Here is a 24,757-nt window from a genome sequence, read left to right as displayed (position 1 = left end):
TGATCTGCGGCCATTTTCACAGCACAAGGAACCGCGCGCATGAGTATGGGCGAGTCGATGGAAAAGCAGAGTGAGGAGTTTCTGAATCGCTTCCGCGCCGTGCGCGAGCAGTTGGGCCGCGTCATCGTCGGCCACGACGAGATTGTCGACGGAGTGCTAACCTGCCTCTTCGTCGGCGGACATTGCCTGTTGGAAGGGGTCCCCGGGTTGGGAAAAACGTTGCTCGTGCGAACACTCGCCGAGGTGCTCGACCTGGACTTTTCGCGCATCCAATTCACGCCCGACCTAATGCCGGCCGACATCCTGGGCACAAACATGGTGGTCGAAGCGCCCGATGGAAAACGGGTTTTCGAGTTCCAAAAGGGCCCCATCTTCACGCAGATCTGCCTAGCTGACGAAATCAATCGTGCCACGCCCAAGACGCAGTCTGCGATGCTGGAAACGATGCAGGAGGGAACCGTCACGGCGGCGGGGCACCGCTACGTGCTCGAAAAGCCCTTCTTCGTGCTGGCCACCCAGAACCCGATCGAGCAGGAAGGAACGTATCCACTCCCAGAGGCGCAATTAGACCGCTTCTTCTTCAAGCTCGTGGTGGGCTACTCGAACCGCGCAGAACTGGCCACGATCATCGACCGCACGACGCGCGGAGTCGACGTGCGACCGATTAAGGTCATGGACGGCAGCGAAATCATCCGCTGGCAGAAGCTGATCCGCGAAGTGGTCTTGGCACCTCACGTGCAAGATTACATCGTCCGCCTGACACTAGCCACGCATCCCGAAAGTCCGTTCGCGTTCCCGGCGACCAACAAGTATCTACGCTGGGGCGCGAGCCCGCGCGGTGCCCAATCGCTGGCGCTGGCGTCGAAGATGCGGGCTTTGCTGGAACGCCGCTACAACGTTAGCTTCGAGGACGTGCGTCGCACCTACCTGGCGGCCATGCGACACCGCGTGATTCCGAATTTCGAGGCGCAGGCCGAAGGAATCACGAGCGACAAGATCTTGCTCGACCTGCTGGAAGCCGTGCCAGAGAAGTCGGAGGAGTCCGCGGCCGCTTAATAGTTCTACAGCGTGCTGTCGACGAAACGTCCCTGATGCATGAATAACGAGAAGCAACCAACCATGTCTACGGCCGACGTCCCGCTTTTGAGTCCTGAACTGCTCGCCCAGCTCGAGCGGCTGGAACTGGTGAGCCGCAAGATTTTTCGCGGCCGCATCAAAGGCGAGCGACGCAGCTTGCGCAAGGGGCAAAGTGTCGAATTCGCGGATTTTCGCAACTATGTTCCGGGGGACGACCTGCGGTTTGTCGATTGGAATACCTACGCACGGCTCGATCGCTTGTTCCTGAAGCTGTTTCTGGAAGAGGAGGATCTACATTTTTACGCGTTGGTCGACACCAGCGAGTCCATGAACTTCGGCAGCCCGACCAAACTGGAGTTCGCCAAACGTCTGGCAGCGGCGCTGGGGTTTATCGGGCTCATCCGCTCGGACCGGGTAAAGATCGAAACACTCGGCCAGCCTGTTGCCCAGCCTGGCCCCTCATTGCGCGGCCGGCAGAGCGTATGGCGGATGCTCGATTACTTGAACGGCATTCAGCCCACCGAGACCGTGTCGCTGGCGACCGGCATCAAAAACTTCTGCCTGCGCAACTCGGGGCGTGGGATCGTCGTATTGATCAGCGACATGATGGACAAGAACGGCTACGAAGAGGGGCTACGCTATCTGATGGCGCAGCGGATGGATCCCTACATCGTGCAGATTCTGGCCGAGGAAGAAGTCGAACCCGACATCAAGGGGGACTTGCGGTTGATCGATTGCGAAGACGAGGATGAGACCGAGATTTCGGTCAGCATTCCGCTGCTCAAGCGGTACAAGCAGACACTCGCGGCGTTTGTCTCTGGCTTGCAAGAATTTTGCACGCGGCGCGGCATGGGTTATCTGCTGGCGCGCAGCAGCCAGCCTGTGGATCAGTTGGTGACCGGTTATCTGCGCGAGCGGGGACTGCTGCGATGATGCCCGAGTGGTCCAATATGCTTTCGCCGTGGCAATGGGGCCTGTTGGGGCTCGTGCCGCCGGCGATCATTGCGCTGTACTTTCTCAAGCTCAAGCGGCAGCCACTGGAAGTGCCCAGCACATACCTCTGGCACAAGTCGATCGAAGACTTGCACGTGAACAGCATTTGGCAGCGGCTGCGGCAGAGTTTGCTGCTGCTCTTGCAGCTGTTGATGCTGGCTCTGTTGGCGTTAGTACTGTTGCGGCCGGCCTGGCAAGGCTCGCAGTTTACGCGCGATCGGTTGATCTTCCTGGTCGACAATTCGGCAAGCATGGGGGCCACGGACGTGTTACCCACGCGGCTGGATGAAGCCAAGACGCGGGTGCGAGAGTTGATCGATCAGATGCGCTCGGGCGACGTGGCAATGATCGTCAGCTTTTCGGACGCCGCCCGCGTGGAGCAGATGTTTACCGACAATCGCGGCGAATTGCGGCGGCGGCTGGAGTTGATCCAACCTACCGACAAGCCGACTTCGATTAGCGAAGCGTTGCGCGTCGCCAGCGTGCTCGCCAATCCGGGGCGCAGCGCCACCGATATTCGCGATACGCAGGTGGCCGAGGCTTTGCCGGCGCAATTGTTTTTCTTCAGCGATGGCAATTTTGCCAACGATACAGAATTCTCGTTGGGCAATCTGGAGCCGACACCCCCGGTGTGGATCGGTTCGCCCGAGGCAGCCAATGTAGCCATCGTGGCCTTTAGTACCGCCCGCAACGAAACCGACGCCGAGAAGATTCAGGCCTTTGCGCGCCTGGAGAATAGCGGCCTGCGCGATGTGAAGTTGGACGTAGAATTGCGACTCGCTGAAGAATTGATCGACGCGCAAGGGGTGACCATTCCAGCGGGCAAATCGACAGGAGTCAGCTTCGACCTGGAACACGTAACCGAGGGCGCGCTGGAGTTGCGGCTGGCGCACTCCGATGATCTGGCCGTCGACAATAATGCCTGGACCGTGGTGCATTCGCCGCGACGTAGCCGCGTGCTGCTGGTCACGCCCGGCAACGAGCCGTTGCAGACTGCTCTGCGAACCGAACGCGCGCGGGAGGCTGCCGAGGTTACCCAAAAGGGGCCAGATTTTCTTACCACTCCCCAGTATCGGCAGGCGGCGGCCACGGGGGCCTGGGACATGGTGATTTACGATCGCTGTCGTCCCGAAGAGGCTCCGCAAACGAACACTCTGTATATCGGCACGCTGCCGCCGGGAGATGCCTGGCGGCAGAAAGACCTGGTGAGCGTACCGCAGATCATCGATATTAATCGCGCTCATCCGCTGATGCAGTGGCTCGATATGTCCGACGTATTGGTGATAGAGGCCCGTCCCCTAGCGCCGCCGCAAGGTGGCACAGTGTTGATTGACTCGACGGCCGGGCCGCTCATGTCGGTTGCACCTCGCGCGGGATTCGAGGACGTGGTGACCGGCTTCGAGTTGGTCGGCGAGGACCGCATTGGCACGAACTGGCCGGTGCGCCCAAGTTTTCCGGTTTTTGTTCTCAATATGCTGGGATATTTGGGCGGGAACCGCGAAGTCCGTAATACCGCTACAGTTCTGCCAGGCCACCCAATCGCACTGCGACCAAGCACCGACGCCCAGCAATTGACGATCGTGCCTCCTGGCCCCGACGCGGCAGCGGTCGATGTGGCGCGGGACAAGCATAATATTTTCCATTTTGCAGGGATCAACCGGGTCGGGTTGTATCAGGTGCGCGAAGGGCGTGCCGCAGTTGACGCTTTTGCGGTAAACTTGTTCGATCCGAGCGAAAGCGACATCAAGATCGTGCCAGATCGCGTATTGAAGATCGGTCACAACGAGGTCGCCAGCGGTCAAGGTTGGGAGCCGGCTCGCCGCGATGGCTGGAAGTGGATTCTGTTGGGGGCCTTGGCAATTCTGTTGTGTGAGTGGTATATCTACAATCGTCGAGCTTACCTATAGTTTGCGTCCTGCCTATTGCCCAGACGACGGCGCCCTGGGATTTGCGACACTGGGACCCACATGATCACCAAAACGTCGTTGCGCAGGCGCCAAAAAAAGCAGTCCGCGCGGCCGCTTAAGAACGCCATCAACAAGATCGTCGAGAACGACCTGATTCGTCGGGTTAGTTACGAAGAGTACCGTGAGAAGGTGCGCGACGTCTACGATGGACCGCAGGGCGCGCTATTGGCTACTGCCAGTCTGCTTTCCGGTCATATGGCGCTGGGAGATCGCCTGCTGCGCGAGCGAAAGTTCGATTTGCGCGGGGCGAAGCAGATTCTCGACGTGGGAAGCGGCGCCGGCCAGATTGCCAAGCATCTATTGAAGTACGCCGACGAAGACGCGCATCTTACCTGCTTTGATCTGTCGTTCGAGATGCTGCGACGTGCGCGGAATCGTCTCAAGAGCGACGCCCCGCGCCACCTAGTGGCCGACCTGACGCGTTTACCGTTTGCCAATGAGTCGTTCGATTGCATCACCTGCGGTTACGTGCTCGAACATCTGCCCGAGGCGCGCAGCGGCTTGGCAGAACTGGCACGCGTGATGCGTCCCGGGGCGAAGATGCTGTTGCTGGCGACCGAAGATAGTTTCTCGGGCGCATGGACGAGCCGTTTGTGGTGCTGCCGCACGTACAATCGCCAGGAGTTGTACAATACCTGCCAGGACCTAGGCCTAGTGTGGAACAAGGAACTTTGGTTCTCGCGGATGCACAAGATCTTCCGCGCCGGCGGCATCTGCGTAGAGTTGGTCAAGGCGTAACGGATGCCCGTCGCGGATATGCCCTTCAGCCAGATGTGGCGCGGATAACTAGCGTCGGATCCGCTTGGTGCTGCCCGACGTAATGCTACTTGGCGTCGAAAAAAATCGTCTCGACGTTCCCGCGCAACACCTGCCGGCCTAGTTCCAAGGCCCGGCCCTCGCTCCAACCACGGTCGACGCAATATCGTTCGGCGAGAATCTTTGCCAGGATGCGCTTGTACATGGCGAATTTTGGCAAAGCGAACTCCAGCTTGTACATGTCGCTGTAGTAGCCGATCTGCTTGGTACGCGGCACCGCTTCGAGCCTCGCCGCGGCGTCGTGTTCGATATAGGTGGGCGTGTTGGAATACCACCAATGCCCGTTGGTGACCACGTTGGGAAAGATCCAGCTATAGCTGACCAGTTCCTGATTTGTCACGCTGGCCAGCACCGAAATCGGAAACACGACCTGGGGAAACGCGTTGAAAAGCTCGCGGTATTGAATCAAAGAGACGCGGCTGTCATACAGGTCTTGTCCCCGAAAAACGCCGGCCTGGTAGACGGCGCGATTGACGCCAATCATCAGATCGAAGGGCAAATGGAAATCCGCGCAATACTCTGCCAGGGTCCAGAAAACGTAGTTTGCGGCATCGCGCCGATGTTCAACCGACGCCGCAACGCCTTGTTTACCGAGCGCCGCCAGGGCCGTGTCGGCGGAGCTCGTGCTAACTCGCGTGGGGGCAAAGTCCGGCGGTAACGAGATAGCGCAGGCTCTGGCCCCGTGATGTTTGAAATGCTCGAACCGCTGGCCCACTGCCTGCCGCAACTGCGCCGCGGAGTTCACCGAGACGCCGGATGCTTTTTCCAGCCGGGCCCGCACCTCGGGCTTGCCAAGGTGAAACACCAGGTCGTCAGTTCGCAAACAGGGGATATAAACGCGCGTGTCGAACCCGGCGAGCGGATCGTCGAAATCGTTAGTAAGGAAAACGGCTTCCAGGCGGCTCTTGGCCAATACCTGTGCGGCCCAATCGGAAGATTGCATCCGCGCCGCGGCCGTGTCATAGAGCACCTCCCAGTTCGCCAGCGTGACGCGTTCGTCACGAAAGTCGAATAGCGCGCGGGCCATCTCCATCAGCCAACTGTATTGGATCGTGTTATCCAAGGGGGCCAGACATTCGACCAGGCGGCAGACTTTCTCCTTCAGGTCGAGGCCTGGCTCTTCGATTCTCGCCTTGGGCATGCCGGCCGAATGTGCGAGCTCGGTGTAGTAGTGATAACCCAGCACGTCGGCTAACGTCGTCGCAGCCGGCGCATGAGGATTGATGTGTGTATGCGGGTCGATCAGGACCATTCGATCGAGCTCGTCAAACAAACGTTGGCGAAGTGCGGCGGACATCGTTGTGGCTCAAGGGGATTGGGTGCGAAGCGACTTCGTTCCTGAGAAACGCCCACCGTGCAAAACCGCAGGGGCTAGTTCGATCATAAAATCGCCCAGGTCGATTGCGACCATGTATACCAAATTCGCCTTGGCCAGCCAGTTAGGGTGCCGTCCCGGGTGGATGCCATCAGGAGCAATAACTCCGGTTGGGCAAGGTGTGGCGCACTTTGGGCGATGGCTAGATTATTCTTACGGAAACAAACGCTCAGCGTGACGGTCTGTCCCACGGCTCGCCAGCCCCAGAGATTATTGTGTACTGGACTGCGGCCTTGAACCGGGTAGGATCGACTGAGGGCGTATCAGAAGTCGAGCCGTTTCCTCATTACCTCCGCCGGCGAAACTCGTCCTTACTTCTCGATGTACAAAAGACTCGGCGAGTTCGTGGCGCGTTATTGGATGGCGATTATCGTCGCCTGGGTGGCGTTGGTGCCGGCCATCGGCTGGTTCGCGCCCAGCTGGGACTCGGTAACCAACGACGGTGACCTGGCCTACCTGCCCGACCGCATGACCACCGTCCGCGGCGAGCGCTTGATGGCCGAGGCCTTTCCCAATAACCGCTCGCGGAGCCAGTTCGTGCTGGTCTTCGAGCGTGACTCGGGACTAACGGGGGAAGATCGCCGTGCGGTCGAACGCCTCGCCGAATGGTTTACCGAGGACGAGGGTCATGGCCTGCCAGTCGTTAGTGTGGTGACGCCAAAGGCCGAAGTGATTGGCCGCCGGCTCTTGAGTGCTGACGGTCAGGCGGCACTGGTGATGGTCAACTTGAACCGCGAGTTCATGACCTTCGCGAATATCGAGAGCCTGGCACGCGTCGAACAGATGGTCGAGGCGGCGCGTCAGGAGAGCGATTTTCCGACGGGGCTGAAAGTACGCATTAGCGGATCGGCCGCCGTCGGCGGCGATATGCTGGCCGCGGCCAACGACAGTATCAAAAACATCGAGAAAGCGACCGTCTTACTGGTGGTGGCGATTTTGCTGATCGTCTATCGCGCGCCCTTGCTAACCATCATTCCCTTGGCGGCCATTGTCGTGTCGGTGGTCATCTCGATGGACCTGGTGGCCATGTTGACGCAGCTCGGCACGCTGCCCGATTTCGAGTGGTGCCACTACAAAGTGTTCAAGACGACCAAGATTTTTATCATCGTCGTTTTGTTCGGATCGGGCACGGACTATTGCCTGTTTCTGATCTCACGCTTTCGCGAAGAGGTCGAACGGGGGCTCGATCGCCGCCAGGCGGTGGCCACCGCTGTCGAGCATATCGGTGAAGCGGTATTAGCCAGCGGGCTGACGGCCATCGTAGGGCTGGGCATGATGTTCTTTGCCGACTTCGGTAAATTCTCAAACAGTGGACCAACCATCGCATTGTGTCTGGCCGTAACTTTGCTGGCCTGCCTGACCCTAGCGCCCGCCATTTTGATGGCCACCGGGCGATTGGTTTTCTGGCCGTTTCACTTACAGACTAAGCCGCCGCTGGAAAACACTTCCAGTGATGAAACAGACGGTGGATTCTGGGACCGGCTTAGTCGCGTGATCATCGCCCGGCCGGCGACGATCCTTTTGGTGAGCGTCGTTGTTCTGTCTCCGTTGGCCTACGCGGGTTGGCACGACGTGCCGATCAGTTACGATTTGATTCGCGAATTACCGCCCGAGCGTGCTAGTGTGGTGGGCACGAAGCTGTTGCGCGAGCACTTTTCGGCGGGCGAGACCGGACCGATCACCGTGCTGGTCTACAGCAAGAACGGCGCGTTCGACACGGTTGAGGGAGAGCGGGAAATTGCCCTGCTCACCAAACAACTCTACAACGTGGACGGCATTGTCAGCGTGCGCAGCGTTACCGAGCCGCTGGGGGACAAGCCCGGCTCCGGCAGCACGCCGCTGACGGCGGCTGGGCGCCGCAAGCTCGCCAGCCGCAAGCATCCTCGCACGCAGGCCCTGTACCTGACGCAAGTGCCCGAGTTGCGTGGGCAAGTCACGCGACTTGACGTTGTCACGCGCTACGAACCATTCTCGCGCGAGGCAGCCAACCTGGTCGATGTGATTGACGGTCATTTACAAGAACTGTCGCACGATCCTGAAAGTTACTGGCGTGATGCCGAGTTCGACCACACCGGGCCCACGGCCGGCACACGCGATTTGCGCGGCGTCACGCAAAGCGACCAGCAGTTGATCGAGCGGCTGGTGCTGCTGGCCGTGTATTTCGTGCTGATTGCCCTGGTGCGACGGCCTTTGATTTCGATCTATCTCGTGCTGTCGGTGTTGTTCAGTTACTACGTGACGCTTGGCACGACGAAGCTAGTTTTCCGTTGGGTCTATGTCGACTTCGATGGCCTGGATTGGAAAGTGCCTTTGTTCTTGTTTGTGATCCTGGTGGCCATCGGCGAGGATTACAATATTTACTTGATCAGCCGCGTGCTGGAAGAGCAGCAGCGGCGCGGGTTATTGGCGGGTTTGCGGGTGGCTGTAATACGGACCGGCGGGATCATCACCAGCTGCGGCGTGATTATGGCCGGCAGCTTTGTTTCGATGCTGACCGGAACGCTGCGAGGGATCGTGGAACTGGGGTTCGCTCTGTCGCTGGGAGTCCTGTTAGACACTGTGGTGGTTCGGCCGGTGCTGGTCCCTGCGTTTTTGGCACTTTGGTGGCGCTGGCGCGAGGGCACAACGGAGCTGCCATCGATAGGAGGCCGGGTCACCTCTAACGCGTCCCCGCATGCTAGCGGAAACGGCGCCGTGCCATCGGCGGCCGCGACAAGCCGTCGCCCTGGCGAAGTAGAGGCGCGCTAATCATCTGCGGTGCCGACTAGGCGTTTGCCATCCGGAGTGCCATCATTTGCGCAAAAGTTGGGCAGAATCGTGGTGCCGAATTTTTGCGGAATTCCTTCGCGGCGAATTGCAAACAGCAAATTAGCTCCTATCATTCGGGTTCCGCCGACGGAATGGCAACTGGTTTGCGTTTTGCAGCTTTTTACTTCTCAGCCCGAGACGCCGTCTGGCGCTCGCGAAAGCGAGCCGCGGAGGAAGAATCTCTGGGCGAGATTTAACGTTCTTTCTGGGTTTATTTGTGAGCGAAAGGAGCCACCGTGAAACCAAAAGAAGTTTTGGCACTTTGTCGTGAGAAAAACGTCAAAGCGATCGATCTGCGCTTCATGGACTTTCCAGGGATCTGGCAGCATTTCACCATCCCGGTGAACAAGCTGGACGAAGACGTCTTTGAAGATGGTCTCGGATTCGACGGCTCCAGCATCCGAGGCTGGCAAGCGATCAACGAAAGCGACATGATCCTGGTGCCGCAACCCGAGACGGCTGTGCTGGATCCGTTCACGACGCTGCCGACGCTGTCGATGATTTGCAATATCCAGGATCCGATCACGCGCGAGGATTACTCGCGCGATCCGCGCAACGTGGCCCGCAAAGCCGTCAACTATTTGAAGAGCACGGGCATTGCCGACACTTGCTATATCGGCCCCGAGGCCGAGTTTTTCGTCTTCGACGACGTGCGTTTCGACTCCCGCGCGAACGAAGCCTATTACCATCTGGATAGCATCGAGGGGGAATGGAACCGCGGCCGGGTTGAAAGTCCGAACCTGGGGTACAAGCTGCGTCACAAGGAAGGTTATTTCCCGGTGCCGCCAGCGGATCAATTGATGGACATCCGCAACGAGATGATGCAGACGATGATCGACTGCGGCATGGACGTTGAAGCACAGCACCACGAAGTGGCTACGGCCGGTCAATGCGAGATCGACCTGCGCTTCCAGAACCTGGTCAAAATGGCTGACCAGATGTGCATGTACAAGTACATCATCAAGAACGTGGCCAAGAAGCACAACAAGACCGTCACCTTCATGCCCAAGCCGCTTTACGGCGACAATGGCTCCGGCATGCACACGCATATTTCGCTGTGGAAAGGGAGCGAGCCCTTGTTCGCGGGAAGCGGGTACGCGGGCCTGAGCGAGATGGCCCTGCACGCCATCGGTGGGCTTTTGAAGCATGCCCCGGCGATTTTGGCCTTCAGCAACCCAACGACCAACAGCTACAAGCGCTTGGTGCCGGGTTACGAGGCTCCGGTGAACTTGGCCTACTCGCAACGCAATCGGTCGGCGTCGTGCCGCATTCCGATGTACAGCGCCAGCCCCAAGGCCAAACGTGTCGAGTTCCGCTGCCCCGATCCTAGCTGCAATCCGTACCTGGCCTTCTCGGCCATGTTGATGGCGGTCATCGACGGCATCCAGAATAAGATCAATCCGGGCGATCCGCTCGACAAGGATATCTACGACCTCGCTCCGGAGGAGTTGGCCAAGGTGCCCAAGACGCCGGGTGCCCTGGACGAGGCGCTAAGCGCACTCAAATCGGATCACGAGTTCATGCTCCGCGGCGATGTGTTCACCGAGGATGTGGTGAGTACTTGGATCCATTACAAGACGGAAAAAGAGGTTGACGCCATGCGGTTGCGTCCGCATCCCTACGAGTTTTGCCTGTACTATGACATCTAAAGCTCATTGTCGACGCCGGCGATCGGCCACTGGCCATTTGTCGTAACGAGCCGAAAGTCCCAGCGCGAGGCCTCGCTCCTAACGAGAGCGCAAGCCTGGAAACGAGTTCGCTTGACTCAGAACGCTGGGTTGGTAGCTTGGCTGCCAGCCCAGCTTTTTTGTTGGACGTTGGTTCGTGCTGCGGCCCGTGGCGTGTGAATGATGCGTTCTATTCAAAGTACAGGTAATTTCTGATGCCGATTACACAAGCGACGCTCGATAAGCTGCAGAAGTTCGACACGCCGACGATTTGTAACGTCATCGAGCTTTTCGACGCGATACCCCGTAATCGCGGCTACATGGACGGACGGATTCGCTCGTGCTTTCCCGAAATGCCGCCGATGGTTGGATTTGCCTGCACGACAGCGTTCCGCAGTGATGCCGCACCGGCGGGCGGAGACGCTTACGGCTCGATCGAGAAGCAACTGGCCCTGTTTGCTGACTTGCCAGGACCGGCCGTGGTGGTTTTTCAGGATCTCGACGATCCGGCCGTCGCTGCTACGTTCGGCGAGATCATGTGCTCCACTTATCAGGCCTACGGTTCGGTGGGCCTGGTGACCAGCGGCGGCGGACGCGACTTGGACCAGGTTCGCGCGATCGGCTATCCGGTCTTCACCGGCAGCACGATTTGTTCGCACGGCTATTGCCACATGCTGCACCTGGGATTGCCAGTGCGCGTGGGCGGGCTGATGGTCTCGCAAGGGGACCTATTACATGGCGATACCAACGGCGTAACCAGCATTCCGCTTGGCATCGCCACGGCCGTGGCCGAAGTTGCGGACGAATTCGTAGCAGCCGAGAAAATCATCCTCGACTATGTCCGTGCGCCGGGAAAGAAAACCGTAGCCGGCTACACCGAAGTGCGCAAGCAGTTCGGCGAAGTTGTGGCTAAACTGACCGAGCGAGCCAAGGCAAGCTGCTGACATAGGCCCCCGCACCGTCTGTGATGCTGCTCTGCACGGCCAAGCTGGCCGACTTTGCATGGGGGGACCCGAGACACGCGTTCTATTTGGGTGCCATCCGAATGGCGCCGTCGAGACGGACTGTCTCGCCGTTGAGCATGCTGTTCTCGACCATGTGCCGCACCAGGGCCGCGAACTCGTTCGGTTGGCCCAGCCGTGGTGGGAACGGAACCTGCAGGCCCAACGACGCTTTGGCCTCTTCCGGCAACGCCGCCATCATCGGCGTATCGAACAGCCCTGGCGCGATCGTCAGCACGCGGATTCCGACGCGGGCCAACTCGCGAGCGATAGGCAGCGTCATGCCCACCACGCCCCCTTTTGAGGCGGAGTAGGCCGCCTGGCCGATCTGCCCGTCGAAGGCGGCGACGCTGGCCGTATTCACAATTACGCCGCGCTCGCCGTCGGCCAATGGTGGCTGTTCGGAAATCGCAGCTGCCGCCAGGCGGATGACGTTGAACGTACCGATCAGGTTGATCCACACCACGCGTGCGAACATCGCAAGATCATGCGGCCCGTCCTTGCCTAACACGCGGGAGGCGATTCCGATGCCGGCACAATTAACCGCTCCGCGCAGTCCACCGTACGCGCCTGCGGCCTCGGCCACAGCAGCACGTACGCTAGCCTCATCAGTAACGTCGGTTTTAACGAAGCGTGCCGCGTCACCCAGTTCCGCGGCCAATGCGCGGCCCACCGGTTCATTGACGTCCGCGATTACGGCGTTCCCCCCAGCAGAAACGATTTCGCAGACCGTGGCCGCCCCCAAGCCCGAACCGCCGCCGGTAACCAGGAACGCGGCACCCTTGATCTGCATGACATCTCCCGTGAATTTGTGTGAGGTGCGCGTAGCACCAAGGTATCTCCGGGCAACAAAATATCACATGCCCTGCACGCGCCGCAGACGGCGCATCACCCGGAGCTAGCGGCTTACAACGTCCAGCCGGGTCGATACTCGCGCTGTAAGAAATTGTCAGCCTCGGGGCAGTTGGTGGCCTTCAAACGTTCGGCATCCCAGTCCAAACGCTTGCCGCCGGCGCGATACGACACGTTGCCCAATAGCACTGCTTCGGCCAGCGCACCCGAGTAGTCGAAGTTGCAGGTGGTTTCGCCACGGGTCTTGCAGGCCTGAATCCATTCCTGATGATGCCCGATCGAGGCTGGAATCGTCTGCGGGGGAGTATCTGCCGAAATCCCCGGCTCGAGAAACAGCTTGTGCGTACCGTAGTCGGCCAGCAACCGGCCGCGTTCACCTTCAAACAGCACCGCGTTCGCCTTGCCATAGGCCTCGGCACCCTCGGGCCGCCACTTTCCGTGATACCACGTGAGTTGCACAGGCGGCTGGTCGCCGCGTGCGGGAAATTGATAGTCGACCTGCATGTTGTCGGGCACGTCGTTGTCGCCGGTGTAGGTGATCTCGCCTTTGGCCTCGACGCTGGTCGGATAGCGCAGCCCTAGAGCCCAGAAGGGTAGGTCCATAAAGTGACAGCCAAAGTCTCCCAGGGTGCCGCCGCCGAAGTCCCACCAGTAGCGCCAATTGAAATGGAAGTGCGACGCATCGAACGGCCGCATCGGGGCGGGCCCGATCCATAGGTCGTAGTCGACGTACGACGGTGGAGTCCCGTCCTTAACGCGTTTGCCATTGCCGATGCGCGAGTCGCCATCTTTCCAAACATGGACGCGATTGATCTTGCCGAGTGCGCCGGCTTGTACCAGTTCGACGACGCGGCGGTAATTATCGCCGGCGTGGATCTGCGTGCCCATTTGCGTGACGGCTTTTTTCCGCGCGGCCCAATCGCGAATCTGGCGAACCTCGTATACAGAGTGCGCCAACGGCTTTTCGCAGTAGACATCTAGCCCGCGCTTCAGCGCCCACACGACCGGGATTGCATGCGAATGATCGGGCGTGGCGACGACCACCGCGTCGAGATCGGGCTGATCCAACATCCGCCGATAGTCGGCATATTTCTTTGCCGCGGGAAACTTCTCGGCGGCGACGCCTAGGCGTTGTTCGTCGATGTCGCACAGTGCGACGATATTCTCCGTAGCCACGTTGCCCAGGTTGTACGCACCTTGGGCCGCCACGCCAACGACGCCGATATTGAGCTTTTCATTCGGCGAACGCGGGGCGGCCAGCAACAGCTTGGGAGCGGCGCTAACGGCGGCGATGCCAGTGCCAGCCAATGCCGCCCGGTGAAGGAACTCTCGACGTGTGAAGGACGAATGCGTCATGGCAAACTCTGCATTGGTGAACGACGGAAGAAACTGCACGCGAAACCATTGGCCAACACTGCTGTATGCTAACCGCCCGTCGCAGGAGTCGCAATTCAAGGCGATGCCCCGTGCGAAAGGCGCCCGTCATCTGAGGGGATCTCTTTGGATGACCCCCTGATCAAAGGCGAATCGTGCAAATCGCCGCGGGCTCCGGGCCGGTCGAGACTTATTGCAGTTTCACGTCGCGCTACTGTTCGAGTGCATACAGCAGCACATTCAGACCAATCCGCGCTGCCGAGTCTGCGGTATAGCCCAGGCACTCGACAGTCTCATGCTTCTCCAGTGCGCAGCTCAGATCGAAGCGCGAGAAGACCACGGCGTAACGGTCTCCCAATCGCACGCCTTCCAAGTCCGGCTCGACCTCGCGAACGATCGACTTGGGTGCTGCGGGGCCTTCCGCAGCGAGCGCCTCGCGACGTCCCACTTTCGGCAGGTTGAAGCCGCCATATTTTGGCGTGAACAGAGAATCGTCCGAGGGGATCTTTTCCAGCGGGTGCTCTGGGAAAATAGTCGCCATCTCTTGGCGAAAGGAATTGGCAAACAATTCGCTCGTACAGATCGCGTCAGCGAACAGTACTCCCCCTCGTTCCAGATACGTCTTCAGCTTGCTGCGCTCCAATTCGCTTAAGGCGAATTTGTCGCGCCCGTGCATAAAGAGGATGGGGAATTCGAACACGCGATCCTCGGCCAGCCCGAGCTCGCGTTCGTCAGTGTTCGCGCGGATGCCTAACTCGCCGGAGAGATAGCGCAGCAGATTCGGTAGCGCCAGCGGGGCTAGGTGCCCACCACCAGTGTGCTTGACCGTGGCGACGTAAACTTTGGCGCGCTGGAAGGCTTCCTGAGGTCCAGCGCCGGCTAACTGCGGCAGGTCGAGCTTGTATTTGGGATCGCGATTGGTGGCGTAGGCCAGCACGTTGACGCCGATTTTCTTAGCGGCGTCGACGCGTCCTTCGATCTCGGCTGGATATTTCTTCTCGCGATGAGGGCGCGCCAATTCCCAGTAGCACGACAAGTTCTCGGGACAATATGCCACGCAGGTGCGGCAGCCGAGATCGATACCCCACAGCGAGCGTTGAAATTTCGCATCGACAGGCTCCTCGGCCGACCAGATGGGATGCTCAGGAGGCAGCAGGCGCAGCTTGAAATCGGGCTCGGGAAAGACGCGCTCCATCAGCGCGCGGAAACCGCGGTCGAAGTCCTGGCCTTCGCACACGGCGTCGGCGAAAATGAAGCCGCCGCGATTCACGTAGTCGCGCAGCATGTGGCATTGGTCGTCGCTGACCTCAGGCGCGAGCTCGCCGCCAAGATATAACACCGGCGCTTCCAAGAGGTCTTCGACCGCCGCGTCGAGATCGATGATCTGCCAGGTCAGGTCGCGCTTCCAACGTTTCTCCGCATAGGCGACGACATGCGCCAGATCCTTGCGATGATGATTCCAATCATCCTCGGGATGGTGCTTGAGCTTCGCCACGACGACTGGTCGCCGCCCTTTGGCCAGAAACAATAGCGCGAAACTGGTGCCGATGTTGGCATTGCGCTCGCCCAGCCCACGTTCGATCCACGCACCCGATACACGGTCCTGTTGCCCGATGAGCGCCTCGGACCCCTCGCGATACCAATCGTGCCGGCCGATAAAGCGCTGATTCGTCAAGCGACCCGCACGCTCCAGGCCATACAGGTAGTACAGGGGCCACATGCCATTATTCGGGTTGCTGCGGACCGAGAAATGGCGGGCCAGCCACTCCAGGGCCCGATCGATCGACGGCAAATTGCGCTGCGGCCGGCAGCAGCGGACGCGATTTCCTTCGACCGTTGCATCTCCTTCTTCCAGAATATCGAGCGTCAGCGCCACCGCGCCGATACCGGCACAGGTCATGCTGCCGGTCCCCTCATGCCCGGGCTGATAACCCCACGACCCATCCGAGTTTTGCGCGGCGTGCCAGTAGGCAAGTGCCGCGCGCAGATTCGTGGTACCAACTGCAATGCCCGCTCGTTGCGCTTCGTACATCGCCAGAATTGCGAATTGCGAATTCGAGTTGTCCCCTGGTCCCAGCGGATACGCCCACATGCCACGGTTGCGTGCGTCGCGCTTTTGCGATTCTTCAAGCCATTGCACATTGCGGCGAAGCAAGGCCGCATCTTTCTCGGGCTCGGCGATGCTGAAGACCATGGTTTCAAGCGCCACTACATAATTTGCCTGTGGCGGTATGGCGCGCAAGATCTCGAGCGAGGCTTGAATCTGCGGATCGTCTTTGGGAACGCCAGAGTTTAGTAGAGCCAGTGTACACAAGGCCGTGACGCCACCGGGCATCAACGGAGAAACTTCTTGCCAAGAGCCGTCTTTGAACTGCGAGCGTCTGAGAAAGGTGACACCCAGGTCGATGGCCTCCCGCACTTGCTCGGCGGTGACATCCGCTCGCGCGTCCTGCGCCAGCGCGGCAACCAGGACGACAACCACCAGTAGCCAACGCAGATGCAGGCGCGGCATGAGATGACCCCCACTGCCCGAGACAAACGACTCTATTGCATCTTATTTACCTGGCGGCGGGGGGACAACAATGCCAGCTAGATTGCAGGACAGCTCCAGGTTCCAGGATACCATGCCCGACAGACTCGCCGCGGTTCGTTCGCTAGGGCGCCAGGCGTAGAGGCGCAGGTCCCAAGCCTTAACGTGATTGTGGTGTCGCGGCGCCTGGGGGGCTATAGTTGGCGCGGATCAAACGGGATGCCGTTGCAGCCCCACCAGGTGCAAATCAATCATCTTCACGAGGGAAGAAGTCATGGCGCGTCGAAGCGGGTGGCTGGTGCTGGTGGCCTTGGTCATTCCTGTTGGCGGTGCCCAGGGTGCCGAACCTGAGTTGGATCGCTTCCGAGTTGTCCCGTTAAGCGACGTCTATTATTCGGAGGGGGCCAATGTCGGCGACATTGATGGCGATGGCGTTACGGACGCCGTCTACGGACCGTATTGGTTCCGTGGTCCCGACTTTGCCGAGAAGCACGAAATCTACGCCGTCAAACCACAGCCGGTCGAGCGCTATGCGGATCATTTCTTCTGTTGGGTTTATGATTTCAATGGTGATGGACATCAAGATGTGTTCGTCGCTGGCTTTCCGGGTACGCCGGGCTTCGTGTACGAGAATCCCGGCCCAGATGGTCTCGATAAGCACTGGCCGAAGCATCAGGTGATCGATTCGGTGGCCAACGAATCGCCACAACTGGTCGACATTGTAGGGGACCAACGGCCCGAGCTGGTTTGCACGCACGACGGCTACTATGGCTACGCCACGATCGATTGGAGCAAACCACTTCAGCCGTGGGTGTTTCACAATGTCTCGGACCAGGTGGCGCCCAAGCCCTTTGGCCACGGTTTAGGAATCGGCGATATCAACAACGACGGGCGCCAGGACATCATCGCGAACAACGGCTGGTTCGAGCAGCCTGCATCGCTCGCAGAAAACGGCAAGTGGACGTTTCACGAGGTGGCCTTCGCTCCAGCGGGCGGGGCCGAGATGTATGCCTACGACGTCGATGGCGACGGCGATAATGATGTGATCACCAGCCTCGCCGCGCACGAGTTCGGTCTGGCCTGGTTCGAGCAACGTCGGCAAGGAGAGCGGATCGAGTTCACTCCGCATCTAATCATGGGACGTGCTCCCTCAGACAATCGCTATGGCCTGGTATTCAGCGAGTTGCACTCGGTCAACCTGGCCGACATCGATGGCGACGGTTTGAAGGATATCGTCACCGGCAAGACGTACTATTCGCACCACAAACAAGCGCCGCAATGGGACGCTGGCGCGGTCGTCTATTGGTTCAAGCTTGCCCGCACGAAGGATGGGATTGATTGGATTCCGTTCCGCGCGGCGGACGACACCGGCATTGGCCGGCAATTGACCGTGGCCGATGTTAATGGTGATGATTTGCCCGACATGATCGTCGGCGGAATGAAAGGCGCGCATGTGTTACTGCACGAGCGCAATAAGGTTACCGCCGACGAATGGCAAAAGGCGCAACCCACGCCAGTGCCGACCGGCGACAAGTAGCCGGTAGCGAGACAACCGCGCCGAATGGCGCACGGCCGGGTTCAATCGAGCAGCTGAGAGTTCGAGACCGAGTTGCCGAAAGTGTCGAATTCGTCAAACTTCCAGACCACGTGCTTGGTTTTGGGATCGAATTCGACCAAAAGCGGTTGCCCCGCCCCGGCGTGGCAGTTGCCAAGGCAATAGTTTCCATTGGGCAACACTTGCAGCGTAGTGACCCACGCGAGCGTGATGCCCGGGAAATCGTTCTGGCCGATCTGCCAAACAATTTTCTTTTGCGGCGTGACTTCCAGGACGCCATGCCCATTGCCGGTCGTAATGAGCGTGTTGCCGTTTTCCAACCGCACGGCCGCAAAGCATTTGTTGCCGAATGCCTCGGGCCCGTGCCCTGGTTTTGGCTCGTGACCGAAAAGTGGAACAGCGAATTCCCAGGTCACGTGGCCTGCCTGGTCGTATTCGCGCACGACGCCGTCCCCTTCATGGCAGACCAGATAGCTACCGTTACCGAGCTTGCGCGCCAGTCGCGTATCGGTATGTGGATGCGGATGGTCGATCACGAGTTTTATCTCGTGCAACAACTTGCCGTCGCGGTCGATCTCGATGATCCGTCCTGGCCCACTTTCGGCAATCATCACACGCCCCTCGCCAAGCGGTTGAAAGGCATGGACCTCGACCGCTTTGCCAGCGTTGCCGTTGCTCGTGGCAGAGTCATATGTCCACACGACCTGCTTCTTGGCGGTGTCGATTTCGACGACCTTGCTTGCCCCTTGCTGCACCATGATGTTTCCGCTGGGGAGCACTTGCAGATCATGGACTCCGCCCCAGGGCATTTGCCATTCGATCTGGCCGCCGCGATCGACGATCGCGAGTTTATCGTTTCCTTGGGTGATGAGCCGATGTTGCGCCTGCGCCGCAGTGCTGGCCGCCATGGCAATTGTCGAAATCAATAGACAAAGTCGAATTTTCATACCTGCTCCTGGCAAATGGTGAGCCCGCCATTCTAGCGGCGACAAACCTCAGCGCACATCAAGCCGACGCTGGCGTCGGGCGTGCTCTTCACCCTGCCGAGGCGTGCCAATCACCCGGGACCTGCAGAAATCATCGCCAGAGCGGACGGGCGGCACAGAATCCGATGCGATTCACACAGTCGGAAAAGTCGATCGTCGCACGCGCAAACCCCCCCGTTGAAGCAACAACTGGCACTGTACCAGGAGAGGGACCGCGGGAAATCCGGCTTTCCTGCAGGCGGAAAACGCTGCACGATTCTTGTATACTAAAGGTCTTGATGAGCCTGCCCGCGCGACAGCGCCCGCCTCGGAATCAAACCTGCTTTTCCGCATGATCTTCCCCGCACTCAGAAAAACGACGATCGACCGCACGGCCGCGACCGGGCTGTTTGCGATCCTGGTGTGGTGCGGGCTCGCGCGGACGTCACACGCGGCCGAGCCGGCGGTTTCCGAGTTACCCAGTGTGAACTTTCGCACAGACGTGCAGCCCATCCTTGCGCAGCGCTGCTACCGCTGTCACGGGCCTGACCAGGCCAAGGGGGGCCTGCGTCTCAATAGTCGCCAAGCTGCCTTGGCCGAGTTGGATTCCGGTCAGCCCGCAATCGTTCCCAAGAACGCCGACGAAAGCGTACTCGTCGAACGAATCAGTTCGACCGACGAGGGACTGCGCATGCCGCCCGAGGGCAAGCCACTCTCGCCTCAGCAAATTCAAATACTACGCCGCTGGATTGCCGAGGGAGCACCCTGGCAAAACCACTGGGCCTTCGAGTCGGTTACGCGCCCGGCCGTGCCGGCGGTCGAATACGCGGACTGGACGCGGAATCCGATCGATAACTTTATTCTCAGCAAATTGTCGTCGCACGGGCTCATGCCGGCGACTCCGGCAGAAAAGTCTTCTCTGTTGCGACGGGTCTGCTACGACCTGACCGGATTGCCACCCACTCCAGAGGAGGTCGATGCGTTTCTGGCCGATACTTCGAGCGACGCATACGAACAAGTTGTCGATCGGTTGCTGGCGTCGCGGTACTATGGCGAACGGTGGGGACGGCATTGGCTGGATCTGGTTCGCTATGCCGACACCAATAGCTTCGAGCGTGACGGCGTAAAGCCCAACGCCTGGCGATTCCGCGACTATGTGATCCGGTCGTTCAACGATGATAAACCCTATGATCAATTCATCCGCGAGCAACTGGCCGGCGACGAGTTACCGAGCGTAACGACCGACACGCTCACCGCCACCGGATACTATCGGTTGGGTTTGTGGGATGACGAGCCGGCCGACGTGCTGCAAGCTCGCTTTGACGAGTTGGACGATATCGTTGCGACCACCGGCCAGGTGTTCCTGGGACTGACGATCAATTGTGCGCGTTGCCACGACCACAAGCTCGATCCCATCCCGCAGGCCGATTATTATCAGATGGTGGCCTTCTTCAACGAAATCGATCGTTACAACACAAAAACGTCTCAGATCGATGTTTCGTCCCCCGAGCTGGTCGCACAGCATCGCGAACAGGCCGAGCAAAAAGCCGCAATTCAACAGAGGATGCTGCCGATCGAGCGGGCGGGCATCGCGCGTATGTCGGCCGAGGATCAGCGTAAGACAGAAGGCCCTGAGCGGGCGAAGGTGCTGGACGAGAAGTTGCAATTGCAGCTCGATGAAGACTCCTGGCGCGAGTACGTACGACTGCGAGATGAGCTAGCACTGGTCGAAGCGACCAAGCTGCGACCGCGCGACACGGTGCTGGGCATCGGAACCTGCTTCAATGAGCCGCCGCAAACGTTTGTCCTGGCCCGCGGTAATCCTCACGTCCCGGGCACGGAAGTGCAGCCGGCATTTCTTACCGCACTGGGCGGCGGACAACCTGCGATCGCGCCGCGCGCGGCGGACGCTCGGAGTTCGGGCCGGCGGACGGCGCTAGCAGACTGGATCGCATCGCCGGCCAATCCACTCACCGCGCGGGTAATGGTGAACCGCCTGTGGCAGCATCACTTCGGGCGTGGTTTGGTTCGTTCGACGAGCAATTTCGGCAGCCTGGGGACACCGCCAACGCATCCTGAATTGCTCGATTGGCTGGCTACGCGATTGGTTGACGAGCAGTGGCGTCTGAAACCGTTGCACCGATTGATAGTGACTTCGAGCGCATATCGCATGTCCTCGGCGGCTTGCGCTAAAGCGTTGGCTAAGGATCCCGAGAACGACCTGCACTGGCGATTTGACATGCGGCGACTTGCCGCCGAGGAGGTGCGAGACTCGATGCTCGCGACGAGCGGTCAGTTGAATCTACAACAGTTCGGACCGGGCGTTTTCCCCAAGATGTCGCAAGAAGTTCTGCAAAGTCAATCGATTCCAGGCAACGGCTGGAGCGACTCCTCGCCCGAGGAGCAGAATCGGCGTAGCATTTACATTCATGTAAAGCGTTCGTTGGTGCTGCCCCTTCTGGCTGAGTTCGACGTCTGCGACAGCGACGGTAGTTGCGCCGTGCGTTTTTCAACGACGCAACCGACGCAGGCCCTAGCGATGCTCAATGGTGAATTCGCACACAGTCAGGCGTCCGCCTTGGCGAATCGCGTGCGGCGGGAAGCGCCGGATGACTTAGCTGGACAAGTCAAGCGCGCGCTGCGACTGGCACTTTCTGGTCCGGCTGATTCGCGGCATGTCGATCGCGGGTTACGGCTCGTCGCGCGGCTGCAATCAGAGCATGGCGTATCGGCCGACAAAGCTCTCGACTATTTCTGCCTGATGGTGTTGAACCTTAACGAATTCGTCTACCTGGACTGAGACATGGCAAACAGCGAAAAGCCTACAGGCTCGTTCTGCCGTCGCACCCGGCGTGAATTCCTGTGGCAGGCGGGAGGCGCCTTTACGTCGGTCGCGATGACGGGGCTGTTGGATGGCGACGGATTCCTGGCGACGCAAGCCCGGGCCGCCGACGGTGTGACGCCGTTTGTCAATCCGCTCGCGCCCAAGCCGGCGCACTTCGCGTCGCAGGCCAAGAGCGTGATCTTTCTCTTTATGTACGGCGGTCCCAGTCATGTCGATACGTTTGACTACAAGCCAAAGTTGTACACGCTGGACGGTCAGACGATTCCCGTAAAGACCAAGGGGCGTGGCGGCGCCAAGAACGAAGGACGCGTCGTCGGCCCGAAATGGAACTTTCAGCAGTACGGGCAATCGGGTCAATGGGTATCGGATCTCTTTCCGCATCTCAGCCAGCACGTGGACGACATCGCGTTCATCAAGTCGATGACGGCCGATTCGCCCATTCACGGTTCGGCCATGTTGCAGATGAATTCGGGTCGAATTCTAAGTGGCAGTCCGGCCTTGGGATCTTGGGTCAACTATGGGTTGGGGAGCGTCAACGAGAACTTGCCCGGTTTCGTCGTCATGCTCGATCCGAGCGGTGGGCCGATCAGCGGTGCCAAAAACTGGTCGAGCGGCTACATGCCCGCCACGTACCAGGGAACGTTGCTGCGCTCCAAAGGAGCGCCGGTACTCGATCTGAACCTGCCGGAGGGAACGACCCGTGCGGTAGAGCGCGAACTGCTCGATGCTTTGCACGAGGTGAATTCCGAGCACTTAGCGCAGCGCGCCGACAATAGCAATCTGGCCGCGCGGATCGCCAGCTATGAGCTAGCTTACAAGATGCAGCAGCACGCACCCGAGGCCATCGACCTCGGCCAAGAAACGCAGAGCACGCTCGACATGTATGGCCTTGATCGGGAGCGAACGCGCGACTTTGGTCGCCGTTGCCTGCTCGCACGACGGCTAGTAGAGCGCGGCGTGCGATTTATCCAGCTTTACTCGGGTGGATCGCACAACGACGCCAACTGGGACGCTCACGGCGATTTGGAGAAGAATCATAACTTCCATGCCGGCAACACCGACCAGCCGATCGCCGCGCTGCTGACGGATCTCAAGCAGCGCGGGCTACTCGATGAGACGTTGGTTGTATGGGGAGGCGAGTTTGGACGTCAACCTACCGCCGAGTACGCCAAGGGGACGGGCCGGGACCACAACGCCTATGGCTTTACGATGTGGATGGCCGGTGGCGGCATCAAGGGAGGACGCCACGTCGGCGAAACCGACGAGCTTGGTTCGGCAGCAGTGGAGAACCCCTTCCACGTGAAGCACCTGCATGCCACGATTCTGCACCAACTGGGCTTCGATCCGAACAAGCTCGCCTATTTCTACGGCGGACTCGATCAGAAGCTGGTCGGAGTCGAACAGGTCGAGCCAATTCGCCAGATTCTGTAGGCGATAGTTCAAGGCAGAATTGCCGCGGGACGCAGTGCGATTCCGCATGGGCGACATCGACCGGATTTCGTTCGACTGGGAGAAATCCGCTTCCCAGCACCCCCCGTATGCCAGCGCGGACAGCGGCCGACTCCTCGACGCGGCGCGACTGTGCGGCGATAATGCCGTCCTTTGATCGGGTAATATCAGCGCTCGGAGAGGCACTTAAATGCGATGGTTACATGGCCAGCACGCGATTCTCGCGTTGTTCGCGCTTAGCAGTGTGGTTTTCTGCAGCGACACATCGGCTGCGCAAGTGGCATGGGATGCTGGCGGTGGGGATCAAAGCTGGGGCACAGCTACGAACTGGAGCGGCAATGTGATCCCGCTAGGCACGGACAGCGTGCTCTTCAACGACACGGGGTCAAGCAACGTGCCGGGCAATCCCACGAGCGTTCTCGACATTCCGCGCTCGATTGTAAACCTTTCGTTCGCAAATACGAATGGTCATTTTCAAACGATAGATCTGGGCACGAATGCGCTGCAGGTCAATGGTAATGTCGACGTAAATACAAACGTCGGCGATAACACGTTGGCCACGATCGAGCATGGGACGGTCAATCTCGGTTCGCCAGCGAGTCCTATCAATTTGTCAGTTGGTCGTGTGACGTTGAATACCGGAGCGCAAGAGTTTGCGACGTTTGATCTAACGGGTGCCACGGTCAACGGTAATGTACAAAACTTGATCGTCGGCGAAAAAATATTAGGCGGCAATGGGTACGCCGTTGGCACGTTGAGCCTGGGGGCAAAGGGCGCTCTAACCGTCGGCTCGACCGCCACTCCCGGCGAAATTCTGATCGGCCACACGGCCAACAGCAATGGCTCAGCCGGCACGGTCGATTTGAGCCAGCAGAAGATGTTTACGGCGAACGTGTCGAACTTGCTTGTCGGGACTTCCGAGGTTGGTGCTGCCACTGGAACATTCGATTTGGCAGGCACCAATGTTTTAAATGCCACGACGATTCGCGTCGGCTATTCGACGGCGACGGACAATCAATCGACCACCAGTGCGTTGCATCTTGGGAGCACAAACACGATCACCGCCGGTGAGCTAACCGTGGGTGGAAATCTCAGCACTGGCACGCTCGATATCCCGTCAGGCGGCAGCGTCAACCTGGGAAGTAGTGCGCAACCGACGAACTTGAACGTTGGTCAATCATCGAGTCAGACTAATCAATCTCCGCAGGGCTTGATGGCGCTTTCGGATGCCACCTTTAACGCCACGCTCGGCGAACTTTCAGTCGGTGTAAAGGGCGGCGGCGGAAGCGGCACTCAAACCGGAGCGTTATTGGGCGGAAACGCCGGAAATATTACGATCGGGTCGCCTACCGTATCCGGGTCGATCATCATCGGGCAGGTTACGGGTGGCGGAAACGCCGCGGGTACTGTCGACCTCAGCGGAGAAACCTCGCTTACGGCCAACGTCTCGAACCTGCTCGTAGGTTCCGCCTCGGTCGGTAAT

Annotated in this window: 16 protein-coding genes; 11 read left to right on the top strand and 5 right to left on the bottom strand. The window is 59.5% G+C overall.

All coding sequences use genetic code 11. The annotated features are described in order from the left end of the window. The first annotated feature begins 39 nt into the window (after nt 1-39). The 4 genes from VGG64_07920 to VGG64_07905 all read left to right on the top strand — a co-directional run bounded on the left by VGG64_07920 (nt 40) and on the right by VGG64_07905 (nt 4,775). A complete protein-coding gene (locus VGG64_07920; protein HEY1599512.1) occupies nt 40-1,056 on the top strand; it encodes a MoxR family ATPase in 1,017 nt (338 codons plus the stop codon). Between the two features lie 63 nt (nt 1,057-1,119). Beyond that, entirely contained in the window at nt 1,120-2,010 is an 891-nt protein-coding gene (locus tag VGG64_07915; GenBank protein ID HEY1599511.1) for a DUF58 domain-containing protein, read from the top strand. After that, on the top strand, nt 2,007-3,977 hold the full coding sequence (locus VGG64_07910) for a BatA and WFA domain-containing protein (GenBank protein HEY1599510.1): 1,971 nt from the start codon (nt 2,007-2,009) through the stop codon (nt 3,975-3,977). The genes VGG64_07915 and VGG64_07910 overlap by 4 nt, the downstream gene beginning before the upstream one ends. Before the next feature lie 60 nt (nt 3,978-4,037). Continuing rightward, nucleotides 4,038-4,775, top strand: coding sequence for a class I SAM-dependent methyltransferase (locus tag VGG64_07905; protein ID HEY1599509.1), 738 nt, complete (start codon nt 4,038-4,040; stop codon nt 4,773-4,775). An 85-nt stretch (nt 4,776-4,860) separates the two neighbouring features. Here VGG64_07905 and VGG64_07900 read toward each other — a convergent pair whose 3' ends face one another. Then, entirely contained in the window at nt 4,861-6,150 is a 1,290-nt protein-coding gene (locus VGG64_07900; GenBank protein HEY1599508.1) for a glucuronate isomerase, read from the bottom strand. 399 nt (nt 6,151-6,549) lie between these two features. On the opposite strand from VGG64_07900, the gene VGG64_07895 reads away from it, so the two are divergent. The 3 genes from VGG64_07895 (at nt 6,550) to VGG64_07885 (ending at nt 11,647) form a co-directional block, all read left to right on the top strand. Further along, nucleotides 6,550-8,976 (top strand): MMPL family transporter, encoded by a 2,427-nt coding sequence (locus VGG64_07895; GenBank protein ID HEY1599507.1) that lies wholly within the window; start codon nt 6,550-6,552, stop codon nt 8,974-8,976. A gap of 296 nt (nt 8,977-9,272) precedes the next feature. Next, nucleotides 9,273-10,685, top strand: coding sequence for a type I glutamate--ammonia ligase (gene glnA, locus VGG64_07890; protein HEY1599506.1), 1,413 nt, complete (start codon nt 9,273-9,275; stop codon nt 10,683-10,685). A 233-nt stretch (nt 10,686-10,918) separates the two neighbouring features. Then, nucleotides 10,919-11,647: an RraA family protein gene (locus VGG64_07885; GenBank protein ID HEY1599505.1), complete on the top strand. Its 729-nt coding sequence runs from the start codon at nt 10,919-10,921 to the stop codon at nt 11,645-11,647. Nucleotides 11,648-11,729: 82 nt separating this feature from the next. Here VGG64_07885 and VGG64_07880 read toward each other — a convergent pair whose 3' ends face one another. The 3 genes from VGG64_07880 to VGG64_07870 all read right to left on the bottom strand — a co-directional run bounded on the left by VGG64_07880 (nt 11,730) and on the right by VGG64_07870 (nt 16,442). Further along, nucleotides 11,730-12,497, bottom strand: a complete 768-nt coding sequence (locus VGG64_07880; GenBank protein ID HEY1599504.1) for a 3-hydroxyacyl-CoA dehydrogenase — start codon at nt 12,495-12,497, stop codon at nt 11,730-11,732. A 113-nt stretch (nt 12,498-12,610) separates the two neighbouring features. Further along, nucleotides 12,611-13,912 (bottom strand): Gfo/Idh/MocA family oxidoreductase, encoded by a 1,302-nt coding sequence (locus VGG64_07875; GenBank protein HEY1599503.1) that lies wholly within the window; start codon nt 13,910-13,912, stop codon nt 12,611-12,613. Between the two features lie 229 nt (nt 13,913-14,141). Further along, a complete protein-coding gene (locus tag VGG64_07870) occupies nt 14,142-16,442 on the bottom strand; it encodes a DUF4159 domain-containing protein (GenBank protein ID HEY1599502.1) in 2,301 nt (766 codons plus the stop codon). 292 nt (nt 16,443-16,734) lie between these two features. Between VGG64_07870 and VGG64_07865 the strand changes: the two genes are divergently transcribed. After that, entirely contained in the window at nt 16,735-17,997 is a 1,263-nt protein-coding gene (locus VGG64_07865) for a VCBS repeat-containing protein (protein ID HEY1599501.1), read from the top strand. 41 nt (nt 17,998-18,038) lie between these two features. Here the strand turns inward: VGG64_07865 and VGG64_07860 are convergent, their stop codons facing one another. Further along, the gene (locus VGG64_07860) at nt 18,039-18,962 is read right to left on the bottom strand and encodes a PQQ-binding-like beta-propeller repeat protein (protein ID HEY1599500.1); all 924 of its coding nucleotides are present in this window, start codon (nt 18,960-18,962) and stop codon (nt 18,039-18,041) included. 370 nt (nt 18,963-19,332) lie between these two features. On the opposite strand from VGG64_07860, the gene VGG64_07855 reads away from it, so the two are divergent. From VGG64_07855 to VGG64_07845, 3 genes are all read left to right on the top strand, one after another. After that, nucleotides 19,333-21,780 (top strand): PSD1 and planctomycete cytochrome C domain-containing protein, encoded by a 2,448-nt coding sequence (locus VGG64_07855; GenBank protein HEY1599499.1) that lies wholly within the window; start codon nt 19,333-19,335, stop codon nt 21,778-21,780. A gap of 3 nt (nt 21,781-21,783) precedes the next feature. Next, nucleotides 21,784-23,256, top strand: coding sequence for a DUF1501 domain-containing protein (locus VGG64_07850; protein HEY1599498.1), 1,473 nt, complete (start codon nt 21,784-21,786; stop codon nt 23,254-23,256). 208 nt (nt 23,257-23,464) lie between these two features. Next, nucleotides 23,465-24,757, top strand: a 1,293-nt coding sequence (locus VGG64_07845; GenBank protein ID HEY1599497.1) for a hypothetical protein, incomplete at its 3' end; no start/stop codon positions are given.

This window comes from Pirellulales bacterium (assembly GCA_036490175.1).
GTDB lineage: Bacteria > Planctomycetota > Planctomycetia > Pirellulales > JACPPG01 > JACPPG01.
The sequence above is the reverse complement of the archived record's forward strand: the minus strand, read 5'-3'. Positions and strand labels throughout refer to the sequence as shown.